Below are 15,386 nucleotides of genomic sequence, written 5' to 3'. Positions count from 1 at the left end.
TTTATTGCATGACGTTTGAGATATCGGCAAACAGAACGCGCGTCAATGCGTTTTGCATTTTATTTTTCATGGTGAAATTTATTGCGGATATTTGCGTGACAGTCCGATAAGCTGTGGCATCAGCGGTCATTGCGGTTACTTAAGACAGATGAACGCGATGACACCATGCCTCACAGGTGGCGGGCGGCGCGTAACGAACGACTCGTTATCAGGTTTCGACGAACAGCTTTTCGGCCGCAAAATCGACAAAAGCGCGCAGCCGTGGCGTCATGAAGCGCGCTGACGGCCAAAGTATCGAGAACTGCCCCGGTGCGGCAAGATGTTCGTTCAGCACTGTCTTCAGCAAACCGTCACGGACAGCGTCCGTCGCCAGAAAATCGGGCATATAAGCAAGGCCCAACCCGTCGATCGCCGCCGCCCGTACCGCCTCCATATTGCCACAGGTCAGAGCGACGCGCATGTTCGACAAGGGATTGTCGCCGTTTTCCAGTAGCCAGCCCTGAAACCTGCCGGAGGTGGGGAAGCGGAAGCGCAATGCTTCATGCTTTGGCAACTGGTCGGGGTGCAGGGGCGTGCCCATTCGTTGAAAATAGTCTGGCGACGCGCATAAAACGAACCGAAACGGCCCGAGACGTCGCGCCATCAGGCTGGAATCGTCGAGTTCGCCGCTGCGGATCGCCGCATCAAAACCACCTTCGATCAGATCGACGCGTCTGTCGTTGAAGTCGAGTTCCAGATCGATGTCAGGATAACGTCGTCGAAATTCGGGCAGGATCGGCAGCAGAAAGCGGTATCCGATTGTTGGAAGCGTCACGCGCAGACTGCCGCGCGGCAAAGCCAGATTATCCGTGACCGCCTCATGGGCATCGCGCAGATCGGTCAGTATGGCCCGATAGCGCTCAAACAATATTGCCCCTTCATTGGTCAATGAGACCTGCCGTGTAGTGCGGTTGAACAGCCGCACACCCAGAGACATCTCCAGCCGGGCGACACTTTTCCCGACTGCGGAAGGTGAAAGTCCCAGGCTCTGCCCGGCCTTGGCAAAATTCAGCCTTTCGGCAACCCGGACAAAGGCATCGATCTCGCTCAGCTTATCCATGACCAATGATTAGAGAATTCTGATCCGCAATGAAAGGCCCATGAGGCCGATTATCGAATTCAGATCGGTTGATGAGAATGCAGCCAGATGCGCGACCTGAGTGTCGCGCACGTCTTCACTATTGGAGCTTTCATGATCGACACCCCTCAAAGGCCAGTCGCCAGCCGAAATTCGGTATTGGCGGCGGTATGTCTTGCCGCCTTGACCCTTCCTTTAAACTTCTCCGCCGGCGCGGTTGCCACACCGGCGATTGGCCAGGACCTTGGCGGATCGCCGGAATCTCTCACCTGGATCACCAATGCCTTCATGCTGGCTTTCGGAAGCCTTCTGATGGCGGCCGGCGCATTGGCCGATCGATATGGCAGAAGACGTGTGTTTTTGATTGGCCTTGCACTGTTTTCCGGATTTTCCTTCGCCCTTGGGTTGGCGCCTTCGGTCTGGATCATCGACCTGTTGCGTGCCGGCCAGGGCGTGGGCGCCGCCGCCGCCCTGGCCGGAGGAACGGCTGCGCTTGCGCAGGAATTTGATGGCCATGCAAGGACGCGAGCGTTCGGATTGCTCGGAACCACCTTCGGCATCGGCCTTGCATCCGGCCCGTTGCTGACGGGCTTGATGCTCGAAACAGTCGGATGGCGGGCGATATTCCTCGCTGGCGGTCTGATTGGTCTCCTCGCCTTGATCCTCGGCCCGCCACGGATGCGCGAAACGAAGGATCCCGATGCGGCGGAACTCGACTGGCTGGGCGCCGCAAGCTTTACCCTCACACTTACCCTCTTCACCGTCGCGATGATCGAGCTGCCGGTTCTCGGCCCCGCTGGCATCATCGCCTTCAGCGCAGGGTTCGTGATTTCACTCGCAGCCTTCATCGTGATCGAAATGCGGGCCGTGCGGCCGATGCTGGATCTCTCGCTGTTTCGCTATCCGCGCTTCGTGGGCGTGCAATTATTACCGATCGCCACCTGCGCCTGCTTCGTCGTTCTTCTGGTCGTCATTCCGTTGCGCCTGATCGGCATCGAGCAACATGGGCCGATTGGAGCAGGGTTCATTATGTTGGGGCTGTCGGCTCCCATGCTTGTGGTGCCTATAGTGACGACAATGCTGGCGCGTCATGTTTCACCGGGCATGCTCTCCGGTATTGGCCTGTTGATCGCCGCCGCCGGCCTCGTCTGGCTTGCCGGCTTCACCGAGGAAGATGGCAGCATGATCGTTCTGCCCATGCTCGTCATCGGCATAGGAGCAGGCTTGCCCTGGGGCCTGATGGATGGCCTGTCTGTCAGCGTCGTGCCGGTGGAACGTGCGGGAATGGCAACCGGCATATTCAGCACCGTCCGGGTCGCCGGTGAAGGCATCGCGCTCGCAATCGTCAGCGCTGCTCTGTCAACATTGATCTCGGCATCGCTCGGCCGGCTCGCGCCTCTTTCTACATCTCTTTTGAACCAGACCGGGCAGCGTCTGGCAGTCGGAGACCTGGCAGGAGCAGCGGCAATATCGTCCCACATCGGGAATAATGTCTTACAGGATGCCTACCAGACCGCCTTTTCAACGCTTTGCTGGTGGCTCGCAGCGGTAACGACACTATGCGCGATCGCGATCCTCATCCTCCTGCCGGATGAAGCCGGGGTCGCCGGTGAGGCTGGGCAACAGACAGAGGTTCCGAGATAGACCGAGCCGTTGGATGGCGTCAAACCCGGATCGCCCTTGCCGGCGTTCGCGGGTTTGAACCTGACAAATCCCAGCCTCGACATAGGCGGAAACAATGTTGCTCCCGACTACAATAATTTTAGAAAAGATTTTCTCGATAAAAAAGAAGTACGCCAGCGAAAGTGACAAGTCCGATAGCCGTTAATCCAAGTGCTCGTATCGAGGATATCCGGTCTCGGTAGACTATTGCGGCCGCGAGAGCACAAAGCGACCAGAGAACTGTGACAATGATCAACAGCCAGGAATATAAGAACGGCCCGAGGTCATAACCTCCGCCACCGATCGAGGGTGCAGAATTTGTATCCACCTGGGCCGCGATCAGGATGAAAACCGGTATTGCGAGCATCGACAGCCATATCCAAAACGACCTGTTACTCATCGGTAGTCACCTCCTCGTCTCGGGCCAGATGTTCTTTCAATTCAGGAGTTTGTCTAATGACGCGGTGCCGAATGCCAAAAATGATTTCTTGCATCAGGCGTTAAATAAAGGAGGGAGAAAGGCGGGTTGTGTCGTCAACCTCGCAAACGCCTGACAAGTCAGGAAAACCGGATGGTGGGCGTGACAGGGATTGAACCTGTGACCCCTACGATGTCAACGTAGTGCTCTCCCGCTGAGCTACACGCCCTCCGTGGCGGCGGATAGACCACAAAACCTGTTCATGCGTCAACTGCTTTTTTTCGGTTTTGTGAAGGTTTTTCGAGACCCCTTACGCCACAAGGAGTTTGTTGACCTCATCCACCAGATCGCGCAGATGGAACGGCTTGGAAAGCACCTTGGCGTCCTTCGGAGCCTTCGAATCGGCGTTCAGCGCGACGGCTGCAAAGCCGGTGATGAACATCACTTTCAGGTCGGGATCGAGTTCGGTCGCACGCCGTGCCAGCTCGATGCCATCCATTTCCGGCATGACGATATCGGTCAGCAACAGCGAAAAGGGCTCCTCTCGAAGCCGATCATAGGCGCTGGCGCCATTGTCGAAGGAAGAAACCTTGTAACCGGCTTTTTCCAGCGCCTTGACGAGAAAGCGGCGCATATCGTTGTCGTCTTCCGCGAGAAGAATTTTCTGATTCATCATAAGTGACCGTAACTGCTCAATGTTTGAGATACCCTAGCCCGATTATAGGATTTTCACGGTAAATATCATGTGAAGATAAGAATCGGTATAGCGCTGCATGGGCGATAGTATGGACTTGCCGCACTGTAACTGGCAACATGAACATCCTGATTGTTTGCGACATGGTAAATGGGCCTGAATGGACTGGATAACGGGTGAATACGAGCTGTTCGAAGTAACGGAACCGGCCGTTCAAACCCTGCCATTCGTCTATAATTCCCCCCATAGCGGCCGCTGTTATCCCATTTCCTTTCTGGAATCGGCGCGACTCGATTCGCACGAGATCCGGCGCTCGGAAGATCACTTCGTTGATGAGCTGTTCGCCGCAGCACCCGAGATCGGCGCACCGCTGCTGAAAGCTAATTTTCCCCGCGCCTATCTCGACGTCAATCGCGAGCCTTACGAGCTTGATCCGCGCATGTTTGAAGGCACTCTGCCGCCCTATGCCAATATCGGCTCGATGCGGGTTGCCGGCGGCCTGGGCACCGTGCCGCGCATCGTCGCCGAGAATATGGATATCTATGCCCACCGCCTGCCCGTCGACGAGGCGCTGGCGCGGATCGAGACGATTTACAAACCTTACCACGCCTGCCTGCGCAGGCTGCTTTCCCGCACCCATGCCAATTTCGGCATGGCAGTACTGATCGATTGCCATTCGATGCCAGGCAATATTCGTGTCGCCGGCTCGAATCTGCGGCCGGATGTGATTATCGGTGATCGTTACGGCACCAGCGCTTCCCAGGAAGTCTCCCGCGCCGCCCTGCATTTCCTCGAGGAGCTGGGTTTCGTCGCGGTCTGCAACAAGCCCTATGCCGGCGGCTTCATCACCGAACATTACGGGCGGCCGATCCGCTCCCTCCACGCGCTGCAGATCGAGGTCAACCGGGCGCTTTACGTCGATGAAAAGACGCTTTCGAAGAAAGCCGACTTTCCAGCCATTCAGGCGTCGCTTGAAATCTTCATGCGCCAGCTTGGCGCCTTCGTTTCGGAATACGCGATAGAAACCTCACTCGCCGCCGAATAACGCCTCAAATTCTTGGATATTTCAGATCTCCTTTCAGACCGCCTGGCCGCATGCCGGGCAAAAAAAACCGCGCCTTAGCGCGGTCAAGTCTAGGGAGGAAACACCCAAGGAGGGTATTTACAGTCAAAGACTGCAGGGTCACGCTATGCATTATATGCACAATTGTCAATCATTTTATTTTATGCATATTTTTTAGGCTTTTGCTGAAAATATGGAAACGGCCACAATGGCATCGGTACGAGTGGACGACGGATGCGATTCCGGTCTATGCATTCGTCACACAATTCAGGCAATGAGGTTTCGCATGCTGCCCGACCGGGATTTCTTCTTCAAACTTGCCGATGCAGCCAGCGCTGAAACGCTTCCCCGCTTCCGCACGGGCATTGCCGTCACCAACAAGCAGGACGGCGGCTACGATCCGGTAACGGAGGGTGATCAGGCAGCGGAAAGCGCCATTCGCGCCCTCATCGAGGCGCATTTCCCGCAGCACGGCATTCTTGGCGAAGAACACGGCAACATTGGTCTCGACCGCGAACATATCTGGGTTATCGACCCGATCGACGGCACACGCGCCTTCATTTCCGGCGTGCCGGTCTGGGGCACGCTGATCGGCTTCCAGTCGGCCGGCCGCGCCGCGATGGGCATCATGGATCAGCCCTTCACCAGAGAGCGTTATTTTGCCGACGGCAAAGCCGCCTGGTATTTCGGACCCGACGGCGAGCGCAAGATTCATACGCGCGAATGCGCTTCGCTATCGGATGCGGTGCTGTTCACCACGACCCCTCATATCTTCACCGAAGAAGAAAAGCCCTTTTACGAAAAGGTAGAGGATCAGGTCCGCCTTTTCCGTTATGGCGTGGATTGTTACGCTTATTGCCTGCTCGCCGCCGGCCATGTCGATCTGGTGATCGAGTCCGGCCTGAAGCCCTATGATGTCGGCGCACTCATTCCGGTGATCGAACAGGCCGGTGGCATCATCACCACCTGGAATGGGGGCCGGCCGGAAAATGGCGGCCGCATTCTGGCTGCGGGCTCCAAAGCAGTACACGAACAGGCGCTCGCCATTCTCTCTAAACTATAGACGGTATCGCTGAAGGTGTATGGCGCAACCGCGCCATCCCCGGCATCATTCCGGCGCGAAAAAAGCATCGATGGCCGCCAGCGCCTGTTTGCGGAAAACATCGCGCTCATGCAGCAATTCGTGGCGCGCGCCGGTCACGGAAAGAAGCTGGGCCGCCCGGAAATTGCGCGACAGTTCTTCCTGCGCCTTGTAGGGCGTGATCGTATCCAGCATCGGCGCCAGAATGAGGGTTGGAATGGTTATATTCGTCAGATGGTCCTGACGCGTTACCCGCCCCATGGCCTTCAGCGCCTCATAGACCCATCGGGCCGTGGGTGCACCGATGAACAGTTCCGGATATTGCCGGTGCAGCGAGAGGTTCCTGGCAAAACGCCTGGCGTCCGAGGTCAGCGGGTTGCCGTCAAAATCCCGTTCGCGCTGATCCTTGCCAAGCTGAGTTTTTCCAAGACCCACGAGGCTTAAGAGGGTCGCGACCAGCCGAATGACGGGCGAAGGAACGGATTGCTGGCTGTCCAGCTCGATAAAGGGCGAACAAAGCGCCAGCCGGTCAATCCTGTTCGACAGGCTGGGTGCTGCGGCAAGCGCTGCCAGCGCGCCGGTGGAATGCGCGATCATGAAGAACGGCAGCCGCGTATCCGGCAGCACCACCTGCTCGAGAAAGAGACTTATATCGTGCTGGTAGTCGGAAAAGCGCCGCACATGCCCGGCGCCTGGCTTCTTCTGCAACCTTTCGGAGCCGCCCTGCCCGCGCGTGTCGAAGGTCGCGACCCAGAAACCCATGGCCGTCAGATCGTTGATGGTTTCGAAATATTTCTCGATACATTCGTTTCGACCGTGCAGCAGAACCACGGTTCCGCGTGCAATATGTCGGCTGGCGCGGAAGATTGCATATCGAAGCTGTTTGCCGCCATGACCGGCGAAATAACCAACGGTATGGTTGCCGGGAACCGGGTTGTCTTCGCTCTCGCGCAATGTGGCTTCGATCATCGGTCTTTCCGGCTTTCATGCCTTCTCGGGATAGGTCGGCGGCGAGCGAAGGTCAAAGAAAAAATTGCCGGAACCGTCGGTTAAAGCAGTCGCGGTTCCGGCGAATAAGACAGAAGAAGAAGGGACGTTATTGCTTCTGCCCACGGAGAATGTCTCCGATGACCGAAGTTTTATGGCTCTCAAACTGAACGATGCCGGAACCCGACGTTCAGCCATGGTTCATCTTGCCCTTCACCTTTTCGCCCTCGACGCTCCCCCTTGACGCGGCGGCAAGCCATTCCCATCTCATTCATGCGGCCGCCAGAACGGGACCGCGCCATATGTCCGGCCGTCGCCAGAACGGGACGCCGGATTAACCGCAAACAGTCGCTTCATAAGGAGGACACCATGCGTCACGTCGATTTTTCCCCTCTCTATCGTTCCACCGTCGGTTTCGACCGTCTTTTTTCGATGCTTGACGGCCTCGGACAGCCCGAACAGGCGCAATCCTATCCGCCCTACAATATTGAGCGGACGGGTGAAAACGCCTATCGCATCACCATGGCCGTTGCCGGTTTCGATGAAACCGAACTCAGCATCGAATCTCGTGCCAATACGCTGACGGTGAAGGCCGAGAAGGCCGCAGATGAGAAGTCGTCCGAAGGCGAGTTCCTGTATCGCGGCATCGCCACGCGCGCTTTCGAACGCCGCTTCCAGCTTGCCGACCATGTCGAAGTCCAAGCCGCTTCCCTGAAGAATGGCCTGCTTCACATCGATCTCGTCCGCAACATTCCGGAAGCCATGAAACCGCGCCGCATTGCGATCTCGTCCGACAGCGCCGATGCGCCGAAGACGATCGAAGCCCAGATCACGCCGGCCCAGGTCAACTAAGCCGATCCGGATGTCAAACGAACGGCCCCTATTAGGGGCCGTTTTTGTTTGATGAAAATTCGCTCTTCAGCGGGTGGATGCCACCGCGCCTTCCGCACCGGCCGCTTCCAATATCGCCGCCTTTTCATGGGCCTTGCGGGCGTAGCGCTGGGCCAGCACCGCGCAGACCATCAACTGAATCTGATGGAAAAGCATGATCGGCAACACGATTGCGCCGATGCTCTGCCCGGCGAAGATGGCACCCGCCATGGGCACGCCACTGGCAAGGCTCTTCTTCGATCCGCAGAAGGTGATGGTGATTTCATCCGCCTTTTTGAAACCGAGCGCGCGGCTGCCGAACATCGTCACGCACAGGACAAGCGCCAGAAGCACAATATTGATGACGATGACGACGCCGATGTCTCGCAGGGAAAATGTCTGCCATATGCCTTCGATCACGGCGTCGGAGAAGGCGAGATAAACGACCATCAGGATCGAGCCGCGATCAACGGGAGACAGCAATTTCTTGCGCGCCATGATCCAGTCGCCGATCCACGGCTGCAGCACCTGGCCCGCGATGAAGGGCAGGAGCAGTTGCAGGAATATCTGCAGGAACGCATCCATCGAAAATCCGCCGCCATGGCCACCCACGGTAAACAGCAGGCCGACCAGCAAGGGGGTCAGCACCATGCCGAAAATATTCGATGCGGAGGCAGAACAGATCGCGGCAGGCACGTTTCCGCCCGCCATGGATGTGAAGGCGATGGAAGACTGAACCGTTGACGGCAGGACGCAGAGAAATAGCACGCCCATATAAAGCGGTGCCGGCAAAATGCTGTCCGGAATGAAACCGATTGCTATGCCGAGCAATGGGAAAAGGCCAAAGGTGACGAGAAGGATCGCCATATGCAGGCGCCAGTGCAAAATGCCGGCAATCACCACATCACGCGAAAGCCGCGCGCCATGCAAAAAAAACAGCATTGCGATCGCCAGTTTCGTCGCAAGCCCGAAATATTCCGCAGGCTGGCCGCTGATCGGCAGAAAGGAAGCCAAAATCACGGTGGCCACCAGCATCATGGTGAAACGGTCGGGCAGGAAGCGGGTCATGGGAGGTCTTTCCGGCATCGGTTTTGCTTGAAACGCGTGCCACTATCGCTCATCATGAATTCGGATGCAAAGATTAACAGTTATCATGATTGCAGATAAATGCTGAACCTTCAACATCTTGCCAGCTTTGTGATGCTTCAGCAAACCGGCAGCTTCACGCTGGCTGCCGAGCGGCTGGGTATCGGCCAATCCACCGTCAGCCAGCATATTCAAAGGTTGGAGGCAGCACTTGGCCGCCGGCTGATCGCGCGCAGCACCCATCAGGTGAAGCTGACCGGCGAAGGCGAGGCGCTGCTCGGTTATGCCCGCAATATGCTGGAGATCGACAGCAAAGTCTCCTCGCTGTTCAGCGAAACCCGTTTGCGCGGGCGCTTAAGGCTTGGCGTTTCGGAGGATTTCGTCGCCAGCCGGCTGACCGCCATTCTGGAGGAATTCATCCGCCTCTATCCCCTGGTGGATCTGGAACTGACGGTTTCCCTCAGCGGCGTTCTTTACCAGATGCAGGACAATGGCGAACTGGATGTCGTGCTCGCCAAACGCCGGCTCGGCGACAAGCTCGGCCACTTTCTTTACCGCGAACCTCTCGTGTGGCTCGCGCGTGACCCGGAGCGGATGCTGAGCCAGCCGGACGCCCTGCCGCTGATCGCCTTTCCGCCGCCGAGCATTACCAGAAAGGCGGCGCAGGAGGCGCTGGATCGGGCCGGTCTTTCATGGCGGATCGTCTGCACCTGCGGCAGCCTCAGCGGACTGACCGCCGCCGCAAGGGCGGGCATGGGCATCCTCGTGCAACCACGCAGCATGGCGCCCGCCGGCCTCAAGGAGATTGCGGCGGACGTATTGCCAGCGCTTGAAGATGTGGAATTCGTGCTTCAACCTAGCAAGGGTACCGATGCGAAACTGGTGCGCGCCCTCTCCGATCTGGTTTCCAGCAAGAGCATCGCACCCGGCAGCTTCGTATAAGCGTCGTCAGTTTTCCCGTCGCGACAGGCAGCGGCCGACGCTATCGCGCCAGCCGGCGATGGCGTTTTTCCGCTCGGTCTCATCCATGTCGGGATTGAAACGACGGTCGCGTTTCCAATGGGCAGCGAAGGCCTCGCGGTCCGGCCAGATGCCGGCGCGCGACGCCGCGAGCCAAGCGGCACCGAGAATGGTGGTTTCCAGAAATACCGGCCGGTCGACCGGTGCAGCAAGAATGTTCGCCAGCCGCTGCATGGTCCAGTCGGAGGCAACCATGCCGCCATCGACCCGCAGAACTGTCTTGCCGTTGTCACCCGCCCAGTCATTGCGCATGGCGTCCAACAGGTCGAAGGTCTGATAGGCAACGCTTTCCAGCGCCGCACGCGCGAATTCCGCAGGTCCGGTGCCGCGTGTCAGGCCGAAAATCGCCCCACGCGCCTCGGCATCCCAATAGGGTGCGCCAAGACCGGTAAAGGCCGGGACCAGATAGACGCGCTGATTGGGATCGGCTTTTTCGGCAAGCGCGCTGACTTCGGAGGCGACCGAAATGAAGCCCAGCTCATCACGCAGCCATTGCACCGCAGCGCCTGCAATGAAGATCGAGCCTTCCAGCGCATAGGTCGTCACGCCATCGAGGCGATAAGCAATCGTCGTCAACAGCCGGTTGGTGGAGGCGACGCGATCCGTGCCGGTATTGAGAAGCGCAAAGCAGCCGGTGCCGTAGGTGGATTTCATCATGCCGGGTTCGAAGCAGGCATTGCCGATCACCGCCGCCTGCTGGTCGCCGGCCACGCCGAGGATCGGAATTTCCGCACCCAGAAGCGACTTGTCCGTGACGCCGAAATCGGCGGCGCAATCCAGCACTTCTGGCAGCATGGCGCGGGGAATGTCGAGGATAGACAACAGCTCCTCGTCCCAGGCATTGTCTTCAATATTGTAAATCAGCGTTCGCGAGGCATTGGTGGCGTCAGTCACATGGCGACGGCCACCTGTCAGGCGATAGATAAGGAAACTGTCGACCGTGCCGAAACAGATTTCCCCTTTTTCCGCCCTTTCGCGAAGGCCGCTGACACGATCGAGAAGCCATGCGAGCTTGGTGCCGGAAAAATAGGGATCGAGCAGCAATCCGGTCTTTTTTGAAAAGAGCGGCTCCAGCCCCCTTCGCTTCAGATCCTCGCAAATCGGCGCGGCGCGGCGATCCTGCCAGACTACCGCCCGGTGCACGGCCTCACCCGTGTTCCGGTCCCACAGCACGGTCGTTTCGCGCTGGTTGGTGATGCCGATCGCCTCGATATCGAAAGCGGCGATGCCGGCATCGGCGAGCGCCAGCCGGATGGTTTCGAGCACGCTTTTCCAGATATCCTCGGCATCGTGTTCGACCCAGCCGGAGGCCGGGAAATGCTGCGGAAATTCTCGCTGTCCGACACCAATGACCCGCATGTCGCGATCAAAGACCATCGACCGCGTCGATGTCGTCCCCTGATCGATCGCCAGAATATAACCGCCCATTATGCTACTCCCATTCAAACGCAATGACGGGGCGGCAAAGCCGCCCCGGTTTAAGATTTCACGCAGAAATCACTTCTGCCAGCTTTTGACCAGTTCGTCGTAATTGACGGTGACCGGTTTTTCCTTTTCGTTGGCAATCTTTAGCTGCGGCGCCAGATTGCCCTTCGAAACGGCGTCCTTGTTCCAGTAGTCGATATCATGTTCTTCCGCCAGCTTCGGGCCGATATCGCCCTGCACACCGGCGCGTTCCAGACGGCTCATGACCTTTTCCTGCTCGGCGCAGAGTGAGTCCATCGCGGCTTGAGCGGTTTTCGCACCCGAGGATGCATCACCGATCGCCTGCCACCAAAGCTGCGCCAGTTTCGGATAATCCGGAACGTTGGTGCCGGTTGGCGACCATTGCACACGGGCCGGCGAGCGGTAGAACTCGATGAGGCCGCCGAGCTTGGCGGCCCGGTCCGTGAAGCTCTGGTGGTGGATGGTGGTGTCACGAATGAAGGTGAGACCCACATGGCTCTTCTTCACATCCACGGTTTTGGAGGTCACGAACTGCGCATAAAGCCATGCGGCCTTGGCGCGGTCGTCGGGCGTGGACTTCATCAACGTCCACGAACCCACATCCTGATAACCGAGCTTCATGCCGTCCTTCCAGTAGACGCCATGTGGGGAAGGTGCGACGCGCCATTTCGGCGAACCATCCTCGCTCACGACCGGCAGGCCGGGCTTGGCCATATCGGCGGTGAAGGCTGTGTACCAGAAGATCTGCTGGGCGATATTGCCCTGGGCCGGCACCGGGCCGGATTCGGAGAAGGTCATGCCCTGCGCTTCCGGCGGCGCATATTTCTTCAGCCATTCGAGATATTTCTCGATGGAGTAGACCGAAGCCGGACCATTGGTATCGCCGCCACGCGCGACGCAGGAACCAACCGGCTGCGACTTTTCGTTGACCTTGATGCCCCATTCATCGACCGGCAGGCCGTTCGGCAGGCCCTTGTCGCCGTTGCCGGCCATGGAAAGCCAGGCATCGGTGAAGCGCCAGCCGAGCGACGGGTCCTTCTTGCCGTAATCCATATGGCCAAAGACTTTCTTGCCGCCGACATCACGGCCGGTGAAGAATTCAGCGATATCCTCATAGGCCGACCAGTTGACCGGGACACCGAGGTCATAGCCGTATTTGGCCTTGAAATCGGCCTTGTTCTTGTCGTCATTGAACCAGTCGTAACGGAACCAGTAAAGGTTCGCGAATTGCTGGTCGGGAAGCTGATAGAGCTTCTTGTCCGGTGCCGTCGTAAACGCGCTGCCGATGAAGTCCTTGAGATCAAGGCCGGGATTGGTGACGTCCTTGCCCTCATTGGCCATGAAGTCTGTCAGGTTGCGTACCTGCTGGTAACGCCAGTGTGTACCGATGAGGTCGCTGTCGTTGACCCAGCCGTCGTAAAGGTTCTGACCGGTCTGCATCTGGGTCTGGATTTTTTCGACGACGTCACCTTCCTGAATGATGTCGTGCGTGACCTTGATGCCGGTGATGGCGGTAAACGCCGGGGCCAGCACCTTGGATTCGTACTCATGCGTCGTCAGGGATTCGGAAACGACCTTGATGTCCATGCCAGCGAAAGGTTTCGCGGCATCGACAAACCATTGCAGTTCCTTTTCCTGATCGCCGCGTGAAAGCGACGAAAGATCACCGATTTCCTTGTCGAGAAATTGCTTTGCCTCCTCCATTCCGGCGAAAGCGGAACCCGTCATTGCCAGCAGCATGGCTGCCGTCGTCGTCATCAGATGCCGTCGCATATCAGTCCTCCCAAGGGTTGCGATTGCATGAAGTCTGCCGGGTGCGGTTTTCCTCCGCCGCACCTTTCTTTCCTGCTCTAGACGAAACGGAAAACGCCGATTGCGTAGACCGCTGACAGAGCGAGAGCCCACCACAGGTTCGGGCCGACCAGCCCGAGCCATGCAAGATGTATGAAAGCGCTGCCGAGCAGCGAAATGAACAGCCGGTCGCCGCGCGTGGTCTCAAAGCGCAGCAAGCCAAAACGGGGATTGCCGCCGGGCGAGAAATATTCCCAGAACCACATGCCGATAAGCAGCACGGCGATCGCGCCGAAAAACGCGGCTGTCTGCCAGGTCCACGCCATCCAGGTAAAATCGGGCATCTTCGTCATGGTCAAACCCTCCCCAGCGCAAAGCCCTTGGCGATGTAATTGCGGACGAACCAGATCACCAGCGCACCCGGAATGAGCGTCAGCACACCGGCTGCGGCCAGCAGGCCCCAGTCCATGCCGGCAGCGGAAACGGTTCGCGTCATCGTCGCCGCAATCGGCTTGGCGTCGGTCGTCGTCAGCGTGCGGGCGATCAGAAGCTCGACCCATGAAAACATGAAGCTGAAGAAGCAGGCGACGCCAATGCCGGAAGCGATGAGCGGCATGAAAATCTTCACGAAGAATTTCGGGAAGGAGTAGCCGTCAATATAAGCGGTCTCGTCGATCTCCTTTGGCACACCCGACATGAAGCCTTCGAGAATCCACACCGCCAGCGGAACGTTGAACAGGCAATGCGCCAGGGCCACAGCGATGTGCGTGTCGATCAGGCCGAAAGCCGAATAGAGCTGGAAAAAGGGAAGCGCGAAGACGGCGGGCGGGGCCATGCGGTTGGTCAGCAACCAGAAGAACAGGTGCTTGTCGCCCAGAAAACGGTAACGCGAGAAAGCATAAGCCGCCGGAAGCGCTGCCGAGACCGAGATCACCATGTTCATGACGACGTAGATGATCGAGTTGATATACCCCGAATACCAGGATGAATCGGTGAAGATCGTGCGGTAGTTCTGTAGCGTCGGCTGGTGCGGATAAAGCGTCATCGACGAGACGATTTCCGTGTTCGTCTTAAAGCTCATATTGATGAGCCAGTAAATCGGCACGAGCAGCAGGATGATATAGATCGTCGGTACCAGCCAGGAAAAGCGCGATGGCCCGTGGCGGCGGCGTGACCGTGAATTCGCAGCAAGGCCCGCCATTCCCGCCGAAGTGGCTCTCACCGGCGGATTGCCGATGCCGTTGAGTTCCACGCTTGTGGTGACATCAGAGGCGCTCATGTCTCAAGTCTCCGCGTCGTGGCTGGTCATCACGGTGTAGAACACCCAGGACAACAACAGGATGATGAGGAAGTAGATCAACGACATGGCGGCGGCAGGCCCCAAATCGAACTGGCCGAGCGCCACCTTGACGAGATCGATGGACAGGAAGGTGGTGGAGTTGCCGGGACCGCCGCCGGTGACGACGAAAGGCTCGGTATAGATCATGAAGCTGTCCATGAAGCGCAGCAGAAATGCGATCAGCAGCACCCGCTTCATCTTCGGCAACTGAATGAACCGGAACACCGCAAAACGTGATGCGCCGTCAATCCTTGCTGCCTGATAATAGGCATCGGGAATGGAGACGAGGCTGGCGTAGCACAGGAGCACGACAAGGCTAGTCCAGTGCCACACGTCCATGATGACGACCGTGATCCACGCATCGACCGGATCATTGACGTAGTTGTAATCAAGCCCAAGCTGATTGGCGTAATAGCCGAGCAGCCCGATATCGCTGCGGCCGAACACCTGCCAGATCGTGCCGACGACATTCCATGGCACCAGCAGCGGCAGTGCCATCGTGACGAGGCAGACCGGAACGCCGATGCCGGATTTCGGCATCTTGAGCGCGATGAATATGCCAAGCGGAATTTCGATCGCCAATATGATACCGGAAAAGACCAGATTGCGTCCGAGTGCGTTCCAGAAGCGGTCGGAGCTAAGGATTTCCTGGAACCACTGCGTTCCCGCCCAGAAGAATTGGTTGTTGCCGAACGTGTCCTGCACCGAATAGTTCACGACCGTCATCAGCGGAATGACAGCGGAAAAGGCGACCAGCACCAGAACCGGCAGCACCATGAACCACGCCTTGTTGTTCCAGCTCTTTTCCATGG

At 58.0% G+C, this 15,386-nt stretch carries 14 protein-coding genes and 1 tRNA gene; 5 read left to right on the top strand and 10 right to left on the bottom strand.

The window, feature by feature from the left end:
• Window positions 1–208 precede the first annotated feature (208 nt).
• A complete protein-coding gene (locus tag RS75_RS00260) occupies window positions 209–1,099 on the bottom strand; it encodes a LysR family transcriptional regulator (protein WP_045016230.1) in 891 nt (296 codons plus the stop codon).
• Between the two features lie 132 nt (window positions 1,100–1,231).
• Here RS75_RS00260 and RS75_RS00255 point away from each other — a divergent pair, with 132 nt between their 5' ends.
• Window positions 1,232–2,761 (top strand): MFS transporter, encoded by a 1,530-nt coding sequence (locus RS75_RS00255; RefSeq protein ID WP_234704213.1) that lies wholly within the window; start codon window positions 1,232–1,234, stop codon window positions 2,759–2,761.
• A 590-nt stretch (window positions 2,762–3,351) separates the two neighbouring features.
• Here the strand turns inward: RS75_RS00255 and RS75_RS00245 are convergent.
• Together RS75_RS00245 and cpdR are read right to left on the bottom strand one after the other, a co-directional pair.
• Window positions 3,352–3,426: transfer RNA gene (locus tag RS75_RS00245), tRNA-Val, on the bottom strand.
• 81 nt (window positions 3,427–3,507) lie between these two features.
• The gene (gene cpdR, locus RS75_RS00240) at window positions 3,508–3,870 is read right to left on the bottom strand and encodes a cell cycle two-component system response regulator CpdR (protein WP_003497910.1); all 363 of its coding nucleotides are present in this window, start codon (window positions 3,868–3,870) and stop codon (window positions 3,508–3,510) included.
• A gap of 181 nt (window positions 3,871–4,051) precedes the next feature.
• Here cpdR and RS75_RS00235 point away from each other — a divergent pair, with 181 nt between their 5' ends.
• Window positions 4,052–4,936, top strand: a complete 885-nt coding sequence (locus tag RS75_RS00235) for an N-formylglutamate amidohydrolase (protein ID WP_045016226.1) — start codon at window positions 4,052–4,054, stop codon at window positions 4,934–4,936.
• Between the two features lie 304 nt (window positions 4,937–5,240).
• On the top strand, window positions 5,241–6,017 hold the full coding sequence (gene hisN / locus RS75_RS00230) for a histidinol-phosphatase (protein WP_045016224.1): 777 nt from the start codon (window positions 5,241–5,243) through the stop codon (window positions 6,015–6,017).
• A gap of 45 nt (window positions 6,018–6,062) precedes the next feature.
• Here the strand turns inward: hisN and RS75_RS00225 are convergent, their stop codons facing one another.
• Entirely contained in the window at window positions 6,063–7,004 is a 942-nt protein-coding gene (locus RS75_RS00225; protein ID WP_045016222.1) for an alpha/beta fold hydrolase, read from the bottom strand.
• Window positions 7,005–7,391: 387 nt separating this feature from the next.
• Between RS75_RS00225 and hspL the strand changes: the two genes are divergently transcribed.
• Window positions 7,392–7,874: a heat shock protein HspL gene (gene hspL, locus RS75_RS00220; protein WP_045016220.1), complete on the top strand. Its 483-nt coding sequence runs from the start codon at window positions 7,392–7,394 to the stop codon at window positions 7,872–7,874.
• Window positions 7,875–7,940: 66 nt separating this feature from the next.
• On the opposite strand, the gene RS75_RS00215 is transcribed toward hspL, so the two are convergent.
• The gene (locus RS75_RS00215; protein ID WP_045016218.1) at window positions 7,941–8,960 is read right to left on the bottom strand and encodes a bile acid:sodium symporter family protein; all 1,020 of its coding nucleotides are present in this window, start codon (window positions 8,958–8,960) and stop codon (window positions 7,941–7,943) included.
• A gap of 99 nt (window positions 8,961–9,059) precedes the next feature.
• On the opposite strand from RS75_RS00215, the gene RS75_RS00210 reads away from it, so the two are divergent.
• A complete protein-coding gene (locus RS75_RS00210; RefSeq protein ID WP_045016216.1) occupies window positions 9,060–9,920 on the top strand; it encodes a LysR substrate-binding domain-containing protein in 861 nt (286 codons plus the stop codon).
• A gap of 6 nt (window positions 9,921–9,926) precedes the next feature.
• Here the strand turns inward: RS75_RS00210 and glpK are convergent, their stop codons facing one another.
• From glpK to RS75_RS00185, 5 genes are all read right to left on the bottom strand, one after another.
• The gene (gene glpK / locus RS75_RS00205; RefSeq protein ID WP_045016214.1) at window positions 9,927–11,426 is read right to left on the bottom strand and encodes a glycerol kinase GlpK; all 1,500 of its coding nucleotides are present in this window, start codon (window positions 11,424–11,426) and stop codon (window positions 9,927–9,929) included.
• Window positions 11,427–11,495: 69 nt separating this feature from the next.
• Window positions 11,496–13,217 carry an ABC transporter substrate-binding protein gene (locus RS75_RS00200; protein WP_045016212.1) on the bottom strand — a complete coding sequence of 574 codons (1,722 nt, stop codon included), beginning with the start codon at window positions 13,215–13,217 and terminating at the stop codon, window positions 11,496–11,498.
• 77 nt (window positions 13,218–13,294) lie between these two features.
• Window positions 13,295–13,588 (bottom strand): DUF2160 domain-containing protein, encoded by a 294-nt coding sequence (locus RS75_RS00195; RefSeq protein WP_045016210.1) that lies wholly within the window; start codon window positions 13,586–13,588, stop codon window positions 13,295–13,297.
• Between the two features lie 2 nt (window positions 13,589–13,590).
• Window positions 13,591–14,436 (bottom strand): carbohydrate ABC transporter permease, encoded by an 846-nt coding sequence (locus tag RS75_RS00190; protein ID WP_407691484.1) that lies wholly within the window; start codon window positions 14,434–14,436, stop codon window positions 13,591–13,593.
• A gap of 81 nt (window positions 14,437–14,517) precedes the next feature.
• Window positions 14,518–15,384, bottom strand: a complete 867-nt coding sequence (locus tag RS75_RS00185) for a carbohydrate ABC transporter permease (protein WP_045016205.1) — start codon at window positions 15,382–15,384, stop codon at window positions 14,518–14,520.
• Window positions 15,385–15,386: the final 2 nt, after the last annotated feature.

It is taken from the genome of Rhizobium nepotum 39/7 (genome assembly GCF_000949865.1).
GTDB lineage: Bacteria > Pseudomonadota > Alphaproteobacteria > Rhizobiales > Rhizobiaceae > Agrobacterium > Agrobacterium nepotum.
This window is presented reverse-complemented; position numbering and strand designations above follow the sequence as displayed.